Origin of the sequence: Jatrophihabitans sp., assembly GCF_051960575.1 — a bacterium.
Taxonomy (GTDB): Bacteria; Actinomycetota; Actinomycetes; order Mycobacteriales; family Jatrophihabitantaceae; genus JBQCEE01.
In genome coordinates, this window is record NZ_JBQCEE010000006.1 from 1 (window position 1) to 18,491 (window position 18,491).

Annotated in this window: 18 protein-coding genes; 9 read left to right on the forward strand and 9 right to left on the reverse strand. The window is 72.7% G+C overall.

Translation table 11 applies throughout. The features are described from left to right. A partial coding sequence (locus tag ACTHMS_RS00185) for a hypothetical protein (RefSeq protein ID WP_440304656.1) occupies positions 1 to 357 on the forward strand: 357 nt, incomplete at its 5' end. A 57-nt stretch (positions 358 to 414) separates the two neighbouring features. Next, on the forward strand, positions 415 to 843 hold the full coding sequence (locus ACTHMS_RS00190; RefSeq protein ID WP_440304657.1) for a GNAT family N-acetyltransferase: 429 nt from the start codon (positions 415 to 417) through the stop codon (positions 841 to 843). Positions 844 to 911: 68 nt separating this feature from the next. Here ACTHMS_RS00190 and ACTHMS_RS00195 read toward each other — a convergent pair whose 3' ends face one another. Genes ACTHMS_RS00195 through ACTHMS_RS00225 form a run of 7 tightly spaced genes read right to left on the reverse strand, consistent with a single transcriptional unit; the run spans position 912 to position 7,544 of the window. Then, a complete protein-coding gene (locus ACTHMS_RS00195; RefSeq protein WP_440304658.1) occupies positions 912 to 1,298 on the reverse strand; it encodes an SRPBCC family protein in 387 nt (128 codons plus the stop codon). A gap of 11 nt (positions 1,299 to 1,309) precedes the next feature. Beyond that, on the reverse strand, positions 1,310 to 2,119 hold the full coding sequence (locus ACTHMS_RS00200) for a DNA-formamidopyrimidine glycosylase family protein (protein ID WP_440304659.1): 810 nt from the start codon (positions 2,117 to 2,119) through the stop codon (positions 1,310 to 1,312). A gap of 29 nt (positions 2,120 to 2,148) precedes the next feature. Beyond that, positions 2,149 to 2,985: a DMT family transporter gene (locus tag ACTHMS_RS00205; RefSeq protein ID WP_440304660.1), complete on the reverse strand. Its 837-nt coding sequence runs from the start codon at positions 2,983 to 2,985 to the stop codon at positions 2,149 to 2,151. A 51-nt stretch (positions 2,986 to 3,036) separates the two neighbouring features. Further along, positions 3,037 to 4,296, reverse strand: a complete 1,260-nt coding sequence (locus tag ACTHMS_RS00210) for a class I SAM-dependent methyltransferase (protein WP_440304661.1) — start codon at positions 4,294 to 4,296, stop codon at positions 3,037 to 3,039. 46 nt (positions 4,297 to 4,342) lie between these two features. Continuing rightward, positions 4,343 to 5,050 carry an alpha/beta hydrolase gene (locus tag ACTHMS_RS00215; protein ID WP_440304662.1) on the reverse strand — a complete coding sequence of 236 codons (708 nt, stop codon included), beginning with the start codon at positions 5,048 to 5,050 and terminating at the stop codon, positions 4,343 to 4,345. Next, a complete protein-coding gene (locus tag ACTHMS_RS00220; protein ID WP_440304663.1) occupies positions 5,047 to 6,657 on the reverse strand; it encodes an alpha/beta hydrolase in 1,611 nt (536 codons plus the stop codon). Before ACTHMS_RS00220 ends, ACTHMS_RS00215 begins: the two co-directional genes overlap by 4 nt. Before the next feature lie 53 nt (positions 6,658 to 6,710). After that, a complete protein-coding gene (locus ACTHMS_RS00225; RefSeq protein ID WP_440304664.1) occupies positions 6,711 to 7,544 on the reverse strand; it encodes an Abi-alpha family protein in 834 nt (277 codons plus the stop codon). Between the two features lie 152 nt (positions 7,545 to 7,696). Here ACTHMS_RS00225 and ACTHMS_RS00230 point away from each other — a divergent pair, with 152 nt between their 5' ends. Beyond that, positions 7,697 to 8,785, forward strand: coding sequence for an ATP-dependent DNA ligase (locus tag ACTHMS_RS00230; protein ID WP_440304665.1), 1,089 nt, complete (start codon positions 7,697 to 7,699; stop codon positions 8,783 to 8,785). A gap of 67 nt (positions 8,786 to 8,852) precedes the next feature. Here the strand turns inward: ACTHMS_RS00230 and ACTHMS_RS00235 are convergent, their stop codons facing one another. After that, positions 8,853 to 9,578 carry a pyrimidine reductase family protein gene (locus tag ACTHMS_RS00235; RefSeq protein ID WP_440304666.1) on the reverse strand — a complete coding sequence of 242 codons (726 nt, stop codon included), beginning with the start codon at positions 9,576 to 9,578 and terminating at the stop codon, positions 8,853 to 8,855. Between the two features lie 23 nt (positions 9,579 to 9,601). On the opposite strand from ACTHMS_RS00235, the gene zapE reads away from it, so the two are divergent. From zapE to ACTHMS_RS00250, 3 genes are read left to right on the forward strand one after another with little or no spacing between them, the layout of a single operon-like run. Then, the gene (gene zapE, locus ACTHMS_RS00240) at positions 9,602 to 10,648 is read left to right on the forward strand and encodes a cell division protein ZapE (protein WP_440304667.1); all 1,047 of its coding nucleotides are present in this window, start codon (positions 9,602 to 9,604) and stop codon (positions 10,646 to 10,648) included. Continuing rightward, positions 10,641 to 11,345 (forward strand): hypothetical protein, encoded by a 705-nt coding sequence (locus ACTHMS_RS00245; protein ID WP_440304668.1) that lies wholly within the window; start codon positions 10,641 to 10,643, stop codon positions 11,343 to 11,345. The genes zapE and ACTHMS_RS00245 overlap by 8 nt, the downstream gene beginning before the upstream one ends. A gap of 39 nt (positions 11,346 to 11,384) precedes the next feature. Beyond that, complete coding sequence (locus ACTHMS_RS00250) at positions 11,385 to 12,494, forward strand: AI-2E family transporter (RefSeq protein WP_440304669.1); 1,110 nt, start codon at positions 11,385 to 11,387, stop codon at positions 12,492 to 12,494. Positions 12,495 to 12,507: 13 nt separating this feature from the next. Here ACTHMS_RS00250 and treZ read toward each other — a convergent pair whose 3' ends face one another. Continuing rightward, positions 12,508 to 14,232, reverse strand: a complete 1,725-nt coding sequence (gene treZ / locus ACTHMS_RS00255) for a malto-oligosyltrehalose trehalohydrolase (RefSeq protein WP_440304670.1) — start codon at positions 14,230 to 14,232, stop codon at positions 12,508 to 12,510. Positions 14,233 to 14,310: 78 nt separating this feature from the next. Here treZ and ACTHMS_RS00260 point away from each other — a divergent pair, with 78 nt between their 5' ends. From ACTHMS_RS00260 to ACTHMS_RS00270, 3 genes are read left to right on the forward strand one after another with little or no spacing between them, the layout of a single operon-like run. Further along, entirely contained in the window at positions 14,311 to 16,086 is a 1,776-nt protein-coding gene (locus tag ACTHMS_RS00260) for a serine/threonine-protein kinase (RefSeq protein WP_440304671.1), read from the forward strand. A 27-nt stretch (positions 16,087 to 16,113) separates the two neighbouring features. Continuing rightward, a complete protein-coding gene (locus tag ACTHMS_RS00265) occupies positions 16,114 to 16,950 on the forward strand; it encodes a PPK2 family polyphosphate kinase (RefSeq protein WP_440304672.1) in 837 nt (278 codons plus the stop codon). Further along, positions 16,947 to 18,488 carry a serine/threonine-protein kinase gene (locus ACTHMS_RS00270; RefSeq protein WP_440304673.1) on the forward strand — a complete coding sequence of 514 codons (1,542 nt, stop codon included), beginning with the start codon at positions 16,947 to 16,949 and terminating at the stop codon, positions 18,486 to 18,488. Before ACTHMS_RS00265 ends, ACTHMS_RS00270 begins: the two co-directional genes overlap by 4 nt. Positions 18,489 to 18,491 lie beyond the last annotated feature (3 nt).

Sequence of the window (18,491 nt, forward strand, 5' to 3'; positions counted from 1 at the left end):
GGGTCGTTCGGCCCTGCTCGCCGCGGCGGGGCCGACGACACCATTGATCGCGTCGGTGACCGCTGTCGCCGCCGGGTCGATGCGGTCGCGGTCGTGTCGGGTCCGCCCGCGATCGAGAGGGGACGCCGCATGGCGGTCGAGCGCGTCGAGCTCATCGGCGTCGAGCATGCGCACCCCGAGCTCTGGTGCGACGAGTGCAAGCGCACCGTGCCGCACGAGATCGAGTTGCTCGTGCGGGCACCGCACGACCTGCTCGGCGTCGAGACGATCTGCACCGCATGCAACGAGACCGCGCAGCTCAGCGAGCGGCACCGTTACGGGGTGCTGCTGCCGCAACCGGTCCGCGACGCCATCTGATCACGATTCGGCTCAACCACCGTTGAGGTCTGTGCGCCCGACTGGCAGGCTGGCGCCATGACCACCTACGAGGTGAGCGCCGACCCGGCGCGGATCGACATCGACGCCGTCGCCGCCTACCTGCGCGACGAGGCCTACTGGGGTCGTGGGCGCAGCCGGGCCAACATCGAGACGCAGATCAACGGGGCCTGGCGGGTGGTCGGTGCGTACACCGACGACGGTGCCCAGGTCGGCTTCGCCCGCGCCGTCAGCGACGGCGTCGCCTTCGCCTACCTCGCGGACGTCTTCGTGCTCAAGGCGCACCGGCGCCACGGCCTCGGCCGGCGCATCGTCCGCACCATGATCGACGAGGGCCCGGGTGCTGAGTTCCGCTGGCTGTTGCACACCGGTGACGCCGCCTTCCTCTACGCCAGCTTCGGCTTCCGGCCGACCGACCGCACGGTGCTCGAACGCCCGGCCGGCGGCCTGGCGATCGTCGAACCCTGAGCTGCGAGATGATCACGCACTGAGGCACACCCTGGTGTGCATCAGTGCGTAATCATGCCGGCGCCCGATCAGGCCCGGACGAGCCGGCCGAGCGCGAACCGCGCGAGGGGCGCGTAGCCGAGCAGCAGCGGCAGCGGGCCGTGCATGGCCAACCCGGTGCGCGAGCCGCCTCCGGCGGGTTCGATCCAGTGGACGAGACGGATGCGCACCGGCCCGAGCGGCACGTGCCAGGTCCAGCGCCGCGCCGCCTCGTCGACCTCGTCGATCACGAACGGCACCCGCACGCCGAGCGGGCCGACGACCCGCCCGGTCAGCCCGGCCACGATGCGCGGCGCGGCGATCTCGACACCGGTGATCTGCGGTGACCAGGTGCGCCAGAGCCCGGGCTCGGCGTACCGCGTCCAGGCGACGTCCGGTGTCGCGTCGCCCTCGGCGTGCAGCGTGATCGTGCCCATCTCGTCCCCTCTCAGGCGGCAGCGCGCTCGGGTTGGCAGTGCGGGCACCACCAGGTGCGCCGTTCGACGTCGGTCTCGGGCGTGACACGGACGGTGTGCCCGCAGCGCAGGCAGGGACGTCCGGCGCGCCCGGTCACCCAGTGTGTCTCGCCGCGGCGGGTGTTGCCGGTGGTCACCTGATACAGGCCCGGCACGGTCGCCGAGACCCGCAACGCGCGCGCCGCGAGCGCGACGACGGCGGGCAGGTCGACATCGCCGACCGGGGTACGCGGATGCAGGCCGCGCAGGAAGCACACCTCGTTGGCCCAGAGGTTGCCCAGGCCGGCGATGCGGCGCTGGTCGAGCAGCGCCGGCTTGATCGGCCGCGCGGGATCGGCGGCCAGCCGGCGCACCGCCTCGTCGGCGTCCCAGTCCGGGCGCAGCGGGTCGGGGCCGAGATGACCGACCACCCGGTGCTCGTCGGCGGTCTCGATCAGCTCGACCACGGGGATCGAGCGTCCGTACGCGGTGGGACCTCCGTCGCTCGCGAGCAGCACCCGGACGTCCGGCAGCAGTCTCGCCGGCAACCGCTTGCCCGGCCCGGTCACCGACCACGAGCCGGTCATGCGCAGGTGGGTGTGCAGGGTCAGCCGGTCACCCCGCTCGTCGCCGAAGCGGGTGAGCAGGTGCTTGCCGTGGGTCACGTGCTCGACCACCGATCGTCCCGAGAGATCGGCCGTTGCGTGCTGCGGCACCCGCAGGTCGCCGCGCGTGAGCACGCGGCCGACGAGCGCGTCGTCGAGGGTGCGGGCGACACGGTAGACGCTGTCGCCTTCGGGCATGCGTCCATCCTTCCCGGACGCGCCCGCCGCTAGACGGTGATCAGCACGACGGACGCGGCCGCCAGTCCGAGCCCGACCCGCTGGGTGCCGGTGGCGTGCTCGCGCAGCAGGCCCATCGCGAGCAGCACGGTGATCGCCGGGTACAGCGCGGTGAGCACGCTCGCCACCGACAGCAGGCCGTGCCGGCTGGCGAGCAGGAAGAAGAAGTTCGCGCCGGCGTCGCAGACACCGGCCAGCACGGTGATGCCCAGCAACCGGCCGTGCAGCGGCGCGATGGCCCGGCGTTGCGCGGCGACAGGGACGATGAGCGCGGCCGAACCGACGCGCGAGATCACCAGCGGCCAGAGCCCGGACGCGTGACCGCCGGCGCGCGCGAGCAGCACGAAGTAGAAGCCGAAGCCGAGCCCCGACAGCGTCGCGAGCGTGAGCACCTGCGCGCTGACTCGGCCGTGCGGATGGTCCTCGCGCGTGCGGCTGACCAGCACCACCGCCACCAGTCCGAGCGCGATGCCCGCCCACGCCAACGCTCCGGGCCGTTCGCCGAGCACGATGCCGATGAGCACGGGCACCATCGCCGCGAGCACCGCCGTCACCGGCGAGATGACGTTGATCGGCGCCACCGCCATCAGGCTGTACATGATGAGCACGCCGATCTCGCCGGCGATGCCGCCGAGCAGCCCGAACAGCACCACACGTCCGTTGAGGTGGCCCGGGAAGAAGGGCAGCAGCGCCGTCATCAGCACCGCACCGATCGGGTAGCTGAAGAGCAGGATCGTGACGGCCTGCCGCTGCCGCGAGGCCACGGCGCCGGCGAAGTCGCCGACGCCGTACGCGATCGCCGCCAGCAGGCCGAAGAGCACCGTCACCCGGCCACGCTATCGACCGCGGTGATCGGGTTCCGCGGACCCCGGCGGCGGTCAGGCGGGCTTGGTCAGGGTGAACTGGGCGACGTCGAGGTAGCCGGTGCGGAACCCGGCCTCGCTGTAGGCGAGGTACAGCGACCACATGCGCTGGAAGGTGGTGTCGAAGCCCAGCCCGCCGATCTCGCGCGAGCGCTGCTCGAACCGCTCACGCCAGCGCCGCAACGTCTCGGCGTAGTGCCGCCCGAAGGCGTACCGGTCGGCGATGCGCAGCGTGGTGTGCTGCTGCAGCGACTGCTCGATCGACTCGACCGAGGGGATCTGCCCACCGGGGAAGATGTACTTGCGGATCCAGGTGTAGGTGTCGCGGGTCGACCGCACGACGTGGTCGTCCATCAGGATCGCCTGCAACCCGACGCGTCCACCGCGCGCGAGTACGCGGTCGATGGTGCCGAAGTACTCGTGCCAGTGGTTGGCGCCGACGGCCTCGATCATCTCGACCGAGACGACGCTGTCGTACTGGCCGCGCGCCTCGCGGTAGTCGCGCAGCTCGACCGTGGCGCGGTCGGCGACGCCGGCGGCCGCGATGCGCTCGCGGGCGAGGTCGGCCTGCTCGGTCGAGATGGTGAGCGAGGTGACCGTGGCGCCGCGCTGGGCGGCCCGCAGCGCCAGCTCGCCCCAGCCGGTGCCGATCTCGAGCACCCGCTTGCCCGGGCCGACCCCGGCGATGTCGAGCAGGCGGTCGATCTTGCGGTGCTGGGCGGCGACAAGCTCGTCGCCCGCGCCCTGCGGCTCGCCGTCGAAGATCGCCGACGAGTACGTCATCGACTCGTCGAGAAACGCCTTGAAGAGGTCGTTCGACAGGTCGTAGTGCTGGTGGATGTTGCTGCGGGCGCCCTCGACGGTGTTGTCATGCTCGGCCGGCTGGCGGTGCAGCACGGTGTTGCGCAGCCGGTGCAGCACCGGCGGGATGAGCTCATGCATGTGGCCGGCGAACGCCTCGATCACGCCGCTGAGGTCGGACGTCGTCCAGTCGCCGGCCATGTAGGCCTCGCCGAACCCGATCGTGCCGCCCGTGCCGAGCCGGTGGAAGAAGACCTCGGGGCGGACGAGGTGCATGACCGGGTCGTCGGCGATGCCGCCGCCGTAGTGCAGGCCGCCGCGCTCGACGACCCGCAGCGGGATGCGCCCGACGGCGTGCCGGAACAGGCGGCGGGCCACCGCTGCGCGGACGCGTGAGCGCGGCACCTGCGCGATGTCGGGCCACCGTGCCGGATCGACGCGCCCGGCCGATGCCGCGAGATCGACTGCAGTCATGCCCAGCACCTCATCCCGTCGTCCTCATCCCGTCGCATTCTTCCCGTCATACGTCGATCTCGGTGGTGCCCGCAAGCACCTTCTCGAGCACATTCGCCGCCTCAGCCCGGACGGTTCCGCCCGGTGGGACGCCACACAGGTTCGCCAGCACGAAACCGGTGGCGAGATCGTGCCACAGCGCCGCGCGCCGCAGCATCGGATGTCCGTCACCCGCCATGCGCACGTACGCCGCCGACCGCGCCAGCGGTTGCGCGGCCTCGATCAGTGCCTCGGACGCACGCGGCGAGGTCGTGCGGTCGCGCACGCCGTGCACGACCAGCACGTCGCGGTCGCGCAGCGGCGCGACCGGGTCGCCCGGCTCGATCCAGGGCGCCAGCCCGACGACCGCGGACACCGCCGGATGGGCCGCCGTGTACACCGCCGTCCGCCCGCCCATCGAGTGGCCGACGACCGCGACGGGGGCACCGGGCAGCTCGCTCGCGATGCGGTCGAGCGCGGCGAGCACGTCGGCGACGGGGGAGCGTTGCGCGCCGTTCCAGCCGCGCACCGCGTACCGCACCCGGGCGACGGCGAGGCCGTGCTCGGCGCCGGCGTGGCGCAGCGAGGTGGCGAAGGGGGCCATCCGCACGACGGCGAGGTTGCGGGCACGCACCGGTTCGATGCTCGTCGCGCGACCGCCGTGCAGCACGAGGGCGACCGCGCGCGGCTCGGTGCGCGGCCGGGTGAGCTCGAAGTGCGACGCGGGGGCGGTCATCGGGGGCAGGTGGTGTCGGCGGGCGGCAGCGTCCGGCTGATCAGGTAGTCGTCGACGTACTTGTCGATGCAGTCGCTGCCCTGCAGGTAGCTGGTGTGTCCCTCGCCGTCCCAGGTCAGCACCTCGGCGTTGCCCATCGTGCGAGCCAGGTCGACCGCGCCCTGGTAGGGCGTCGCCGGGTCGTGCAGGTTGCCTATGACCAGCACCTTCGTGGGCGTCGGCGCGGTGGGCAGCGGCACCGGGGTGCGCTGCGGCTGCCACTGCTGGCAGCTGAACAGACTGGACGCCGACCACTCGCCGAAGATCGGGTACTGCTGCTTCCACGCCGCGGCGGTGGAGCGGATCGTCGCGTCGGTCGGCCCCGGCTTCGAGTCGTTGCACGAGATCGTCGTGTTCGCGTCCGAGATGTTCGCGTAGTGGCCGTTGCTGTCGCGCTCGTTGTACTGGTCGGCGAGCTTGAACAGCCCGGCCGCGTCGCCCTTGCCGGCGTCGATGAGCGCCTGGCCGAGCGACGACCAGAGCGACTGCGAGTAGAGCGCCTGCAGCACACCGGTGTCGACGATCGCCGGCGTCGCGCTACGGGTCTCGCCCGGCTGGCTGCTCGGGATCGGGCTCTTCGCGGCCGCCGCGGTGATCCGGTAGACCGCCTGCCTCGGGTCGCCGAGCTGCTCGCAGGAGGAGTGCTTGCCGCACCACGCGGCGAACTGGTCGAAGGCCTGCTCGAACCCCTTGAGCTGGTTCGCGAAGGACTGGATGTCGTCGGTCAGCGGGTTGACGGCACCGTCGAGCACGGCCACGCGCACGTGGTCGGGGAAGACGTGGGCGTAGGTCGACCCGAGCTCCGTGCCGTAGGAGAAGCCGAGATAGTTCAGCCGCTGGTCACCGACCGCCTCGCGGATCTGGTCCATGTCCCGCGCGGTGTTCACGGTGTTGAAGAAGGGCAGCGCCGACCCGTACTTGCTCGAGCAGTCGGACGCGACCTCCTTGGCCGCGGCGCGGGCCTGATCGAACCCGGCGGTGGTGGTGACGTCGGGGGCCTCGGCGTTGAGCTTGTCCTTCTCGCTGTCGCTGATGCAGCTGATCGGGTTCGACAGCCCGACGCCGCGCGGGTCGAACCCGACGAGGTCGAAGTGCTGCAGCAGGGTGTCGGACACCTGCACGGCCAGACCGACGGCGAGCTCGAGGCCGGACGCGCCCGGCCCGCCCGGGTTCACGACGAGCGAACCGATCGGCTTGGCGCCCGAGTCGTGCACGCGGATCAACTGCAGCTTGATCTTGGTGCCGTCGGGCTTCGCGTAGTCGAGCGGGACGGAGACCTGGGCGCAGCCGAACTGCAGCCGGCTGCCGCGGTCACCGGGGAAGTTCACCGAGCTGAAGTCGAACGGGCAGGTGCTGAAGTCGGCCGTCGGCTGCGTCGGGGCCGGCGGGAGCGCGCTGCCGCCCGAGCCGCTCGACCCGCCGGACGGGCTCGTCGACGCGCCGGTCGCGCTGCCCGAGCCGTGCCCGGTCAGCGCGGACGAGCACCCGGCCAGCACGGCGGCGAGCACGAGGGCGCAGACCAGGGCGCGGAGCGGTGACACACGGGCGGACGACGAGCGGAGCAGCACGTCCTCGACGCTACCTGCGCCCCCTGACAGGAACGGGCGGGCCGCGCGGCGGCTCAGCCCAACACAGGGCTCGGCGGCGCGGCCGCCGACCAGAACTCGCGCCCGAAGTCGGACAGGCGCACGGTCTTGCGCTGGTAGCGCACGCCGCCTTGCCTGCCCGCCTCAGCCGTCACCCTCGCCCGCGTCACCGTCTCGTCGGCGGTGATCGCCTCGTACTGCGGGGCGAGCCGCGCGTCGGCGGGCCCGAAGTCGACCAGGCCGAACCGGAACAGCCGGGTGAGGTAGGCGGCGGTGTCGGCCGGCACCCGCACGCCGGCCGCGTGCCCGACGGTGGACGCGTTGGCCAGCACGGTGCGCACCTGCCCGCGTCCGGGTTTCACGACGACGTCGGCCGCGGCGAAGGCGCCACCGTCGGCCAGGGTCGCGAGGATCCGCGCCTCGTCCGGCACCAACTGGCTGACGATGCTGCCGAACAGGTACTGCCGGCTCGAGGTGAGCTCGGTCGAGCGCTGCAGCAGGTCCTCCATCGCCGCGCGCAGGGGCTCGATCTCGGTCGCGTGCGCGTCGTGAGCACGCGCCAGCACCTGGCCCTCGTCGGCGGTCGCGTACACGGTTGCCGGGGCGGCCGTGCGGGGCTCGTCGATCAGCTCGGCCGCCCGCTCGACGACCGCTCGGGTGAACCGGCCGGCCTCGCGCTCGAGCGTGGCGACGCCGGGCACCTGGCGGGCGAGGCGGAGGTAGCTGCGGCCGAAGATGCGGCCGACCTTCGCGGCCGCGACCAGCGTGCTGCCGGCGGCCGCCAGGGTGTTGGCGGCCGGCACGAGCGCACCGCCGTCGCCGCGCCGCCCGGGGGTCGGCCCGGTGAACGCCAGCGTGGGAGTGCCCATGACCCTCACCCCCGATCGACCTCGCCGGCGCACCCCGCCTGTGCACCGTCCCTGTCGCCGCAGATGGTAAGCCATGACCGCCCCGTCCGGGGCCGTCCCGCGCCGCCGCGCGTCGGCCCGGCCTCGGCGCCGCCGCGGGCAGAATGGGCCGGGTGAAGCTGCCGGTGATGCCGCCCGTCGCCCCCATGCTGGCCAAGGCGGTGCAGACCATCCCGCCCGGGGCGAGTTACGAGCCGAAGTGGGACGGCTTCCGCAGCGTGATCTTCAGGGACGGCGACGACGTCGAGTTCGGCAGCCGCAACGAGCGGCCGATGACCCGGTACTTCCCCGAGCTGGTCGAGGCCGTGCGCCGCGAACTGCCGGAGCGGTGCGTCGTCGACGGCGAGATCGTCATCGCCACCGACACGGGCCTCGACTTCGAGGCGCTGCAGCAGCGCATTCACCCCGCCGTGTCGCGCGTGACCATGCTGAGCGAGGCGACGCCGGCGTCGCTCATCGCCTTCGACCTGCTGGCCCTCGGCGACGACGACCTCACCGGCCGGCCCTTCCGCGAGCGGCGCGCCGCGCTCGAGCGGGCGCTGGCCGACGCCGCGCCGCCGATCCACCTGACGCCGGCCACCGACGACCTCGCCGAGGCGCAGCGCTGGTTCGTCGAGTTCGAGGGTGCCGGGCTCGACGGCGTGATCGCCAAGCCGTGGGACATCACCTACCAGCAGGACAAGCGGGTGATGTTCAAGATCAAGCACACGCGCACGGCCGACTGCGTGCTCGCCGGGTTCCGCTGGCACAAGACCTCGACGGACGCGAACCCGCTGATCGGGTCGTTCCTGCTCGGGCTCTACGACGACAGCGGCGACCTGCACCACGTCGGCGTCGTCGGCGCGTTCACCGCGGCGCGGCGGGCCGAGCTCGTGCACGAGCTCGAACCGTTGCGGCTGCGCGACGGCGAGTCGCACCCGTGGGAGCGCTGGTCGGAGGCACAGGCCCACACGGGGCAGCGGCTGCCCGGCGCGGTGAGCCGGTGGAACGCCACCAAGGACCTCTCGTTCGTGCCGCTGCGCCCCGAGCGCGTGCTCGAGGTCAAGTACGAGCACATGGAGGGCACACGCTTCCGCCACCTCGCCCACTTCGTGCGTTGGCGCGACGACCGCACGCCCGCGTCGTGCACCTACGAGCAGCTCGAGCAGCCGGTCGACTTCCGCCTCGACGACATCGTCCCCGGCCTCGGCACCCGCGCCTGATCCGTCTTGTCCCCTGTCCCAGGCAGGAATCAAGCCGGAATCTGCCTGGGACGGGGGACAAGCGGCTTCAGCGCAGGACGCGGTAGCGGGTGAACAGCGCGCCGTCCTCCTCCAGCAGGCCGGTGAGCTCGAGCCCGGCGGGCTGCGGCAGCGGGTCGCCGCCGACGAGCTGGTGGTTGCCGGGGCCGGCGAGCAGCGGCGTGATGCTGAGGCACAGCTCGTCCGCGACGCCGGCACGCACGAAGTCGGTGAACAGCCTCGGGCCGCCCTCGCCGAGCACCCGCGTGAGCCCGCGCTCGCGCAGCGCCGCGACGGCCGCCCGGAGGTCGACCGCGTCGTCGCCGCAGACGAGCACGTCGGCGACCTCCGCGAGCGCCCGCCGCTTGCCGGCGTCGGCCGCGCCGCTGGTGATCACGATCGGACGCGACTCGCGGAACAGCGGCGTCGACGGATCGAGGTCGAGCGACGAGCTGACCGCCGCGATCGGCAGCTCGTCGGGAAGTCCGTACTCGCGACGGGCGGCACGGCGGCGGTCGGAGAACCGCGCCGGCCCGTAGCGCTCGGCGCGGATCGTGCCGGCGCCCGCCACCACGACGTCGGCGAGGTCGCGCAGGGCGGCGAAGACGGCGTTGTCGCCCGGTGTCTGCAGCCCCCGTGACGCGCCCTCGACCGACCCGGCACCGTCGACGCTCGCGACGAAGTTCATGCGCACGCCGCCACGCTCGACCCACTCGTGGGCGTAGAACGCATGGAGATCGACGTCATCGGCGGGCGGGGGCAGCAGTCGGCGCATGCAGCGCAGCCTAGGTTCGAACCATGGCGGTGGAGGCGGCGGCGGACGGCGTGCACAGGCTCGTCGACCGGTCTCCGGTCGTCGCGCCCGAGACGCTGGTGGCCGGGCTCGTGCCGCCGCCGCTGTTCGCCGACGTCCGGTTCGACACCTACCGGCCCGACCCCGCCGAACCGACGCAGGCCGCGGCGCTCGCGACCCTCCAGCAGTTCGCCGCCGAGGCGTCCCGCCCGCCCGCGAGAGGGCTCTTCCGCAGGGCGGCGAAGCCGGCCTCGCACGGCGTGTACCTCGACGGAGGGTTCGGTGTCGGCAAGACCCACCTGCTCGCGTCCCTCTGGCACGCGTTCCCGGGCCCGAAGGCCTACGCCACGTTCGTCGAGCTCACCCACCTGGCGGGTGCGCTGGGCTTCCAGGGCGTCGTCGACGCCCTCAGCGGCATGCGGCTGCTCGCGGTCGACGAGTTCGAGCTCGACGACCCCGGCGACACCGTGCTCGTGTCGACGCTGCTCGGGCGTCTCGCCGATGCCGGGGTGATGCTCGCGGCGACCTCGAACACGCTGCCCGACCGGCTGGGCGAGGACCGTTTCGCCGCCGAGGACTTCCTGCGCGAGATCCAGGGCCTCGCCGCCCGGTTCACGTCGGTGCGCGTCGACGGGCCCGACTACCGGCACCGGGGGCTGCCCGACCCGCCGCCACCGCGAAGCGAGGACGAGGTGCGCGCGGCCGCCGCCGCGACGCCCGGCAGCACCCTGGACGACTTCGGCCGGCTGCTCGAGCACCTCGCCACGCTGCACCCGTCGCGCTACGGCGCACTCGTCGACGGCGTCAGCGCCGTGCACCTGCTCGACGTGCACCCCGCGCCCGACCAGAACGTCGCCCTTCGGCTCGTCGTGCTCGCCGACCGCCTCTACGACCGGCAGATCCCGGTGGTGACGTCCGGCGTGCCGCTCGACGAACTCTTCGACGAGCAGATGCTCGCCGGTGGGTATCGCAAGAAGTACCGGCGGGCGATCAGCAGGCTCGTCGCCCTGGCCCGGGCAGGGTCAGGCCCCGGAAGGGAGCAGCGTGGGTAAGCGGAAGGCCAAGGCGGCGCGGGGAATCCCGGTGCCGTCGGCCGTCGAGTCGGCGCTCGACACGGCGCTGGACAGGGCGTTGCGCATCCAGCGCCCGGTCGTGTCGGCCTATCTCGACCGCGTGCGGGCCAAGCGGCCGCGGGCGACGCCGGCCGAGGTGGTCGAGATGCTCGAGCGTCGCTACTTCAGCACCGTCGTCGGCATCGGCGGTGCCTCCGGCGCGGCGGCGGCGCTCCCCGGGGTGGGCACCGCGGCGACCGTCGCCTCGGGCGCGGCGGAGATCACCGCGTTCGTCGGCGCCACCGCGCTGTTCGCGCTCGCCCTCGCCGAGTTGCACAGCGTGCCGATCAGCGACCCGGAGGTGCGCCGCGCGCTCGTGGTCGCCGTCCTGCTCGGCGACGCCGGCACCGCCGTGCTCGCCGGCGAGCAGGGCGAGCGCCACTGGGCGCAGCTGCTCGGCCGCAGCATGGCGAAGGACCGCATCGGCGACATCAACGGCCGCCTCGGTCATCTGCTGCTCACCCGCTTCGGTGCCCGCCAGGGCGCGCTCCTGTTCGGCCGCGCCCTGCCGCTCGGGCTCGGCGCCGGGGTCGGTGCCGTCGGGAACGCCGCGCTCGCGCGCACGGCCATCGCCGCGGCGCGCCGGGCCTTCGGACCGGCGCCCTCGACCTTTCCACCGCGCGTCATCGACGGGTGATCCATCACCGAACCGCCTCGGCGGAGTAGACAGGGACCCATGTCGACGCCGCCGCCGCAGGGCTCGCTGTTCGAGAGCGGCCCGCCCGACTCGGCGTCGTTCGGTGTGCCCGGCGTGCCGATCTCGCGCAACGCGGCCTTCTACCGCGGCTTCGTCGCCACGCTCGGCGTGCTGCTGGCCCTCGTGCTCGGCATGGCGGTGCGCGAGGCGTCCCAGGTCATCGAGCTGGTCGTCGTCGCCGCCTTCCTCGCGATCGGGCTGAACCCCATCGTCGAGTTCGCGATCCGCCGGGGCTGGAAGCGCGCCTGGGCGGTGCTGCTCGTCGGGGTGCTCTTCCTCGGCCTCGTGACGGTGATCGTCTACTCGGTCGGCGGCGTGCTGCGCAACCAGCTCGTCTCGCTCATCAATGACGCCCCGCGGCTGATCGACGACCTGCGACGCAATCGCACCGTCGGCAACCTCGATCGCAAGTACCACTTCCTCACCGACCTGCAGAAGAAGATCGAGTCCGGTGATCTGTCGAAGAAGACCTTCGGCGGCATCTTCGACATCGGTGTGAGCGTCGTGCAGGCGGTCGCGAACGTGCTGGTGATCTTCGTGCTCACCCTGTACTTCCTCGCGTCGCTGCCCACGGTGAAGCTGGCGATGTACTCGCTGGCGCCGGCGAGCCGCCGCGAGCGGGTCGCCCACCTCGGTGACGAGATCCTGCGCCGGGTCGGCCGGTACGTGATCGGCGCGTTCCTCGTCGCCACCCTCGCGGGGACGGTCACGGCGGCCTTCCTGGTGAGCAGCGGGTTGGGCAACTACGCGCTGCCCCTGGCACTGCTCGTCGCGCTGCTCGACCTGGTGCCCCTGGTCGGCTCGATCCTCGGCGCCCTCACCGTCACGATCGTCGCCTTCGCCAACTCTCTCGGCACGGGCATCGCCGCCGCGATCTTCTACCTGGTCTACGAGACGCTCGAGGGGTACGTGATCTACCCCCGCGTCATGCGATCGTCGATCGACGTCCCGGAGTACGTCACCATCGTCGCCGTGCTGCTCGGCGGCGCGGTCGACGGCATCGTCGGCGCACTCATCGCCCTCCCGCTCGTCGCGGCGATCCTGCTGCTGGCCCAAGAGGTCTGGGTGCGCCGACAAGATCTCAACTGAGCCGCGCAGGGGCTCAGCCCACGATCGCCGCGCTCTCGCCGGCGAGCTTCAACGTCTGCCCCGACGGCTCGGCCGAGTCGGTCGAGAGCAGGATGCGGTCGACGGCCACCGGCACCTCCTGCGCCTCGGCGGCGAGGTTCGCGACGACGCGCAGGTCGCCGCGGTGGATGACCACCCAGCGCTTGTGCTCGTCGTACTCGACGCGCACCGCGGCGAGCCGCGGGTCGCGCAGCGCCTCGTGCTCGTGGCGCAGGTGGATCAGGTCGCGGTAGAGGCGCAGCACGGTCGCGTGCTCGCCGCTCCTGGCCTCGTCCCAGTCGAGGATCGCCTCCCGGTACGCGGCGGGATCCTGCGGGTCGATCATCCGCGAGACGTCCCAGCCGTGCTGCCCGAACTCCTCGACGCGACCCTTCCCGGTGGCCTCGGCGAGTTCCGGCTCGGGGTGCGAGGTGAAGAACGGCCACCGGGTCGAGGCCGCCCACTCCTCACCCATCCAGAGCATCGGGGTGAACGGCGAGGTCAGCAGCAGCACCGCGCCCACCTTGACCAGCCCCGGTGTCGTGAGCTCGGGCAGCCGGTCGCCGACGGCACGGTTGCCCACCTGGTCGTGGTTCTGCAGCGTCACCACGAAGCGCCACCCGGGGATGTGCTCGCGGTCGACCGGCGCACCGTGATCGCGGCCGCGGAAGGTCGAGTACGTGCCGTCGTGCAGGAACGCGTGGGTCATGACCTTCTCGAGCACCGGCAGCGAGCCGAAGTCGCAGTAGTACCCCTGCGTCTCGCCGGTGACGAGCGAGTGCAGCGCGTGGTGCACGTCGTCATCCCACTGCGCGTCCATGCCCCAACCACCCTCGGCGGTCGGCGTGATGACGGCGGCGTCGTTGAGGTCGCTCTCGGCGATGAGCGTGACCGGACGCCCGAGTTCCAGCGCGTGAACGCGGTCGCTGAGCTCAGCGAGGATGTGCCGCTTCGTCTGCGGCGCCGGGGGATTGAGCTCGGGCTGCAGGGCGTGGACGGCGTCCAGGCGCAGCGCGTCGACATGGAAGTCCTCGATCCACATCAGCGCGTTGTCGAGCACGAGGTCGCGGATCGGGGGGGCGTCGAAGTCGACGAGATCGCCCCAGGTGTTGCGTTCCTGCTTGAAGATCGGCATGAACTTCGGCAGGTAGTTCCCCGAGGGCCCGAGGTGGTTGTAGACGACGTCGAGCACCACCGACAGGCCGCGGGCGTGGCAGGCGTCGACGAAGCGCTTGAACCCGTCGGGGCCACCGTAGGTCTCGTGCACGGCATACCAGGCGACGCCGTCGTAGCCCCAGTTCCAGACGCCGTTGAAGTCGTTGACCGGCAGCACCTCGACGTGGGTGATGCCCAGGTCGACCAGATGGTCGAGCCGCTCGATCGCGCTGTCGAACGTCGCGCCCAGCGTGAAGGTGCCGATGTGCAGCTCGTAGACCACCGCGTCGTCGAAGGGTCGCCCCTGCCAATCGCCGTCGTGCCATGTGAACGCCGACTGGTCGTAGACCCGGCTCAGCCCGTGCACGCCCTCGGGCTGCCACCGCGACCGCGGGTCGGGCACCGGCTGCTCGTCGTCGTCGACGAGGAAGCCGTAGTCGGTGCCGGGCGCGAGCTCGGGGCCCTGCCACCAGCCGTTGCCCACTGCGTCCATCGGTCGTTCGGTGCCGTCGGCGACGAGCCGCAGACGCGAGACGATCGGGGCCCACACACGCACGGCGGTCATGCGGCACACTTTCCCGTACCCGGAAGTCGACCAAACGGCGACGTGACCGACCCAGCAGCGTGGACGGAGGTGGGAACCATGGCCGAGGGCGTGCTCGCCGGGCGGTACCAGTTCCTGCACCGTCTCGGTCGCGGGGCCATGGGGGAGGTCTGGCTCGCCGAGGACCTGCTGCTGAACCGCAAGGTCGCGGTCAAGCGACTGCCCGTCCAGGGCGGCGGCGACACCGACCTCGAGCGGATGATGCGCGAGGCGCGGACGGCCGCCCGCCTCAACCACCCCAACGTGGTCGCGGTCTACGACGTCGTGCTGGACGAGGGGCGTCCACACGTCGTCATCGAGTACGTGCCCGGCTCGTCGCTCGACGACCTGCTCGCCGAGCAGGGCGGCCTCGAGCCCGGACGAGTCGCCGCCATCGGGGCGGCCATCGCCGACGCCCTCGCCGAGGCGCATGCCAACGGGATCGTGCACCGCGACGTCAAGCCGGCCAACATCCTCATCAGCGACAAGGGGGTGCCGAAGCTCGCCGACTTCGGCATCGCGCGCGCCGCCGCCGACCCCAACCTCACCGCGACCGGGTTGCTGATCGGCACGCCCGCCTACGTCGCGCCCGAGCTGGCACTCGGTGGCACGGCCGACGCGCGCAGCGACGTGTGGTCGCTCGGCATGACGCTCTTCGCCGCGCTCGAGGGACGTCCGGCGTTCGCCCCCACCGGCACCGAGCAGCCGATCGTCGTCCTGCATCGCATCGTCACCCAGCCGGTGCCCCACCCGACGCTCGGGGGGCCGGTCTCGGCCGCCGTGCTGCGCCTGCTCACCACCGATGCCGACGCCCGGCCGACCGCCGTCGAGGCGGCCGAGCTGTTCCGCGATCCGAGCGTGCTGTCGGCCGTGCGCACGCAGGAGGTCGCGCCGCCGCCGACCGGCGGCCCGCCGGCCACGCCCCCTACCTTCAGCAGCCCCGCCTCGAGCACGCCGCCGCTCGGCGCGCCGCCACCCGCATGGGCCGCCACGCCCCACCCACCGCAGCCACTCCCACCGCAGCCACTGCCGCCGCAGCCGCTCCCGCCGCAGGCACGGGCCCCGGCGCAGCCACCACCGGCGTGGGGCACACCACCGCCACAGCAGGTGCCGGCACGTCCGGCCGAGACGAGCGGCGGCAACCCGTGGCAGCCGGGCGGCCCACCGCCGGACGGGCGTCGCGGGGGTCGGCGCGTCGCCCTCATCGCCGCGGCACTCGTGATCCTCGCGGGCGGCGGCACCGCCGTCGCACTGGTCGCGGCCAACGGCGGCGACGGCTCGCCGCGCGCGATCTTGTCGTCGAGCACATCTCGGTCGCCGTCGGCACCGGCGTCGTCGAGCTCGGCACGGTCGGCGTCGGGACCTGTGTCGTCGCCCGCGCTCGTCGACTACACGAGCGGCGCGGGCATCGTCTGCAAGATGGCGCCCGGGTGGACGAAGGAGGCGTCCTCGACCGACACCATCACCTTTTGGGACGCGCCCGGTGACCACGACCAGACCGGGACGTACCTGCGGATGGGGCTGTACAGCACGACCGAGGCGAACCTGCAGTCCGCCTTCGGCCACGCGCGGTACTACCTCACCCACTCGAAGAGCCCGTACACCGACGCCGTCCTCTCGACGCCGAGGTACGGCACGTACCAGGGACACCCCGCCGTCGACTGGGACATCACCGGCACGGACCGGACGACCGGCGTCCGCCGTCGCGCCGTGGCCCGGATCTGGGAGATCGACGGTGTCACCCGACTCGCGCAACTCAACACCCCGGCGACGGTGTGGGATCGCGACCGGCACCTGTTCGACGACATCATGCAGACCTGCCGCGTCCAGCCATGAGTCGATCGAGGCGCTAGTTTCGGCGACGTGGCCTCCGACACCCCGAAGACTGCCCGCGCTGCGTTCCGGCTGCTTGCCGGCCCGGTGAGCCTGGCGCACCTCGACCCCGGCGGCCGCCCGCTGCCGACCAAGAAGGACAAGCCGAAGACCAAGGCCAAGGTGCTGGCCGACCTGCAGGAACGGTTGTGGGCCGAGTCGACGGTCGGGGGACGCCGCCGCGTCCTGCTCGTGCTGCAGGGCATGGACACGGCCGGCAAGGGCGGCGTCACCGAGCACGTCGTCGGCGCGTGCGGCCCGATCGGCGTGCAGTACACGGCGTTCAAGGCGCCGACCGACGAGGAGCAGCAGCACCCGTTCCTGTGGCGCATCGAGCGGAAGGTGCCCGGGCCGGGCATCGTCGGCGTCTTCGACCGGTCGCACTACGAGGACGTGCTGATCGTCCGCGTGCACGATCTCGTGCCCGAGAGCGAGTGGCAGGGACGCTACGACGAGATCAACGCCTTCGAGGCCAAGCTCGTGCAGGACGGCGTCACGATCATCAAGTGCTTCCTGCACATCAGCTACGACACCCAGCGCGAACGACTGCTGGCGCGTTTGAACGACCCCGACAAGCACTGGAAGTTCCACGAGTCCGACATCGACGAGCGCGGCTACTGGGGCGCGTACGTCGCCGCGTACGAGGCGGCGCTCGAGCGGTGCAACACCGACGCCGCGCCGTGGTACGTGATCCCGTCCGACGACAAGGACTACCGCAACTGGGCGGTCGGCCGGCTGCTGCACGAGACCCTCGAGGCGATGGATCTGCAGTACCCGCGGCCGAAGCTCGACCGCGACCGGCTGCAGCGGCGCCTGGAGCCCGAGTGACCGGAGCCGCGCCGGATGTGCTCGGTGAGCGGTACCGCCTGCTCGAACTGCTCGGTCGCGGCGGCATGGGCGAGGTGTGGCTCGGCGACGACCAGCTGCTCGGCCGGCGCGTCGCGATCAAGAAGTTGTCGGCCCGGGCGCTCGCCGAGGACGACCTCCGCCGGGTGGTGCGCGAGGCCCGCACGGCCGCGCAACTGAACCACCCGCACGCCGTCGCGGTGCACGACCTGGTGATGCACGCCGGCCGGCCGTACGTCGTCTTCGAGTACGTGCGGGGACGCACGCTCGCCGACCGGCTCGACCACGAGCCCGGCGGCCTCGAGCCGGCCGCCGTGGCCCGCCTCGGCGCGGCGATCGCGCGGGCCCTGGCCGACGCGCACGACCACGGGGTCGTCCATCGCGACGTCAAGCCGGCGAACATCCTCGTCGACGAGCGCGGCACCCCGAAGCTCGCCGACTTCGGCATCGCCCGGGCCAGCAGCGAGGCACGGCTGACGGCGAGCGGGCTGCTGGTCGGCACGCCCGCCTACGTCGCACCGGAGGCCGCGACTGGTGCGCCGGCCTCGCCGGCGAGCGACGTCTGGTCGCTCGGCATGACGCTCTACGCCGCCCTCGAGGGACGCCCCGCCTTCGACGCCGACAACGTGCTGACGGTGCTGCACCACGTCGTCACCCGGCCGGTGCCGCCGCCGACCCGCGGCGGCGCGGTCGCGGACGTGGTCATGACGATGCTCGACCGCGACCCCTCGCGCCGGCCCACCGCCGCTGGGGCCGCGGAGCTGCTCGACGCAGCCGCCGCGGCGCCGCTGGGGGACACCGGCGGTGGTGCGGCCGACCGGTGGCCGACGACCGCGCCCCTGGTCGGGGCGCAGCCGACGCAACCGTTGCCGCCGGCCGGGGGACGACCGCGAGCCACGGCGCGGCGCGGGCGGTTCGTCGTCGCCGCGGCAGCGGTCGTGGTGCTCGGGGCGACGGCAGGGGTCGTCCTCACGCTCGTGCCGCACGACGGGCCCGCGGCGCGGCCGCCGGCCGGGCCGTCGTCGAGCGGCCCGTCCCGCGGGTCGTCGTCGGCGGCGCTCGCCGAGTACAGCGGCCCCGGCGGCATCACCTGCGCGTTCCCGAGCGGCTGGACGCAGGACGACGCGGCCGGCATCGACAACGTGCGCGACTACGTCGAACCGGGCGGTTCAATCCGTGACAACGACGGCTACATCCGTCTCGGCGTCGGGCGGGCGACGGCGAAGCCGACGATCACCGACGAGGAGCTGGACACCCTCGACTACCTGCGCGCGCCGAGCAATCCGTACCGCGGGGTGCACGTCGTCGGCACGCAGACCGGTGTGGACTTCGTCGGCCACCCCGCCGTCGACATCGAGTTCACCGGTGACAACGCCGACGGCGTGCAGCGGCACGTCGTCGAACGGCTGGTGATCGTCGGCGGCCGCACCCTGCTCGTCGAGCTGAACCTCCGCGCGACCGAGTGGCCCGCGCAGCACGGCCTGTTCGACCGGCTCGTCGCCGACTGCCGGCTCGCCTGAGGC

What these genes read in the sequence shown, in the direction of transcription:
- ACTHMS_RS00210 (WP_440304661.1), bottom strand. Translation starts at nt 4,296, where the DNA reads ATGACTGCAGTCGATCTCGCGGCATCGGCCGGGCGCGTCGATCCGGCA.
- ACTHMS_RS00215 (WP_440304662.1), bottom strand. Translation starts at nt 5,050, where the DNA reads ATGACCGCCCCCGCGTCGCACTTCGAGCTCACCCGGCCGCGCACCGAG.
- ACTHMS_RS00225 (WP_440304664.1), bottom strand. Translation starts at nt 7,544, where the DNA reads ATGGGCACTCCCACGCTGGCGTTCACCGGGCCGACCCCCGGGCGGCGC.
- ACTHMS_RS00260 (WP_440304671.1), top strand. Translation starts at nt 14,311, where the DNA reads ATGGCCGAGGGCGTGCTCGCCGGGCGGTACCAGTTCCTGCACCGTCTC.
- ACTHMS_RS00190 (WP_440304657.1), top strand. Translation starts at nt 415, where the DNA reads ATGACCACCTACGAGGTGAGCGCCGACCCGGCGCGGATCGACATCGAC.
- zapE (WP_440304667.1), top strand. Translation starts at nt 9,602, where the DNA reads ATGGCGGTGGAGGCGGCGGCGGACGGCGTGCACAGGCTCGTCGACCGG.
- ACTHMS_RS00195 (WP_440304658.1), bottom strand. Translation starts at nt 1,298, where the DNA reads ATGGGCACGATCACGCTGCACGCCGAGGGCGACGCGACACCGGACGTC.
- ACTHMS_RS00250 (WP_440304669.1), top strand. Translation starts at nt 11,385, where the DNA reads ATGTCGACGCCGCCGCCGCAGGGCTCGCTGTTCGAGAGCGGCCCGCCC.
- ACTHMS_RS00235 (WP_440304666.1), bottom strand. Translation starts at nt 9,578, where the DNA reads ATGCGCCGACTGCTGCCCCCGCCCGCCGATGACGTCGATCTCCATGCG.
- ACTHMS_RS00200 (WP_440304659.1), bottom strand. Translation starts at nt 2,119, where the DNA reads ATGCCCGAAGGCGACAGCGTCTACCGTGTCGCCCGCACCCTCGACGAC.
- treZ (WP_440304670.1), bottom strand. Translation starts at nt 14,232, where the DNA reads ATGACCGCCGTGCGTGTGTGGGCCCCGATCGTCTCGCGTCTGCGGCTC.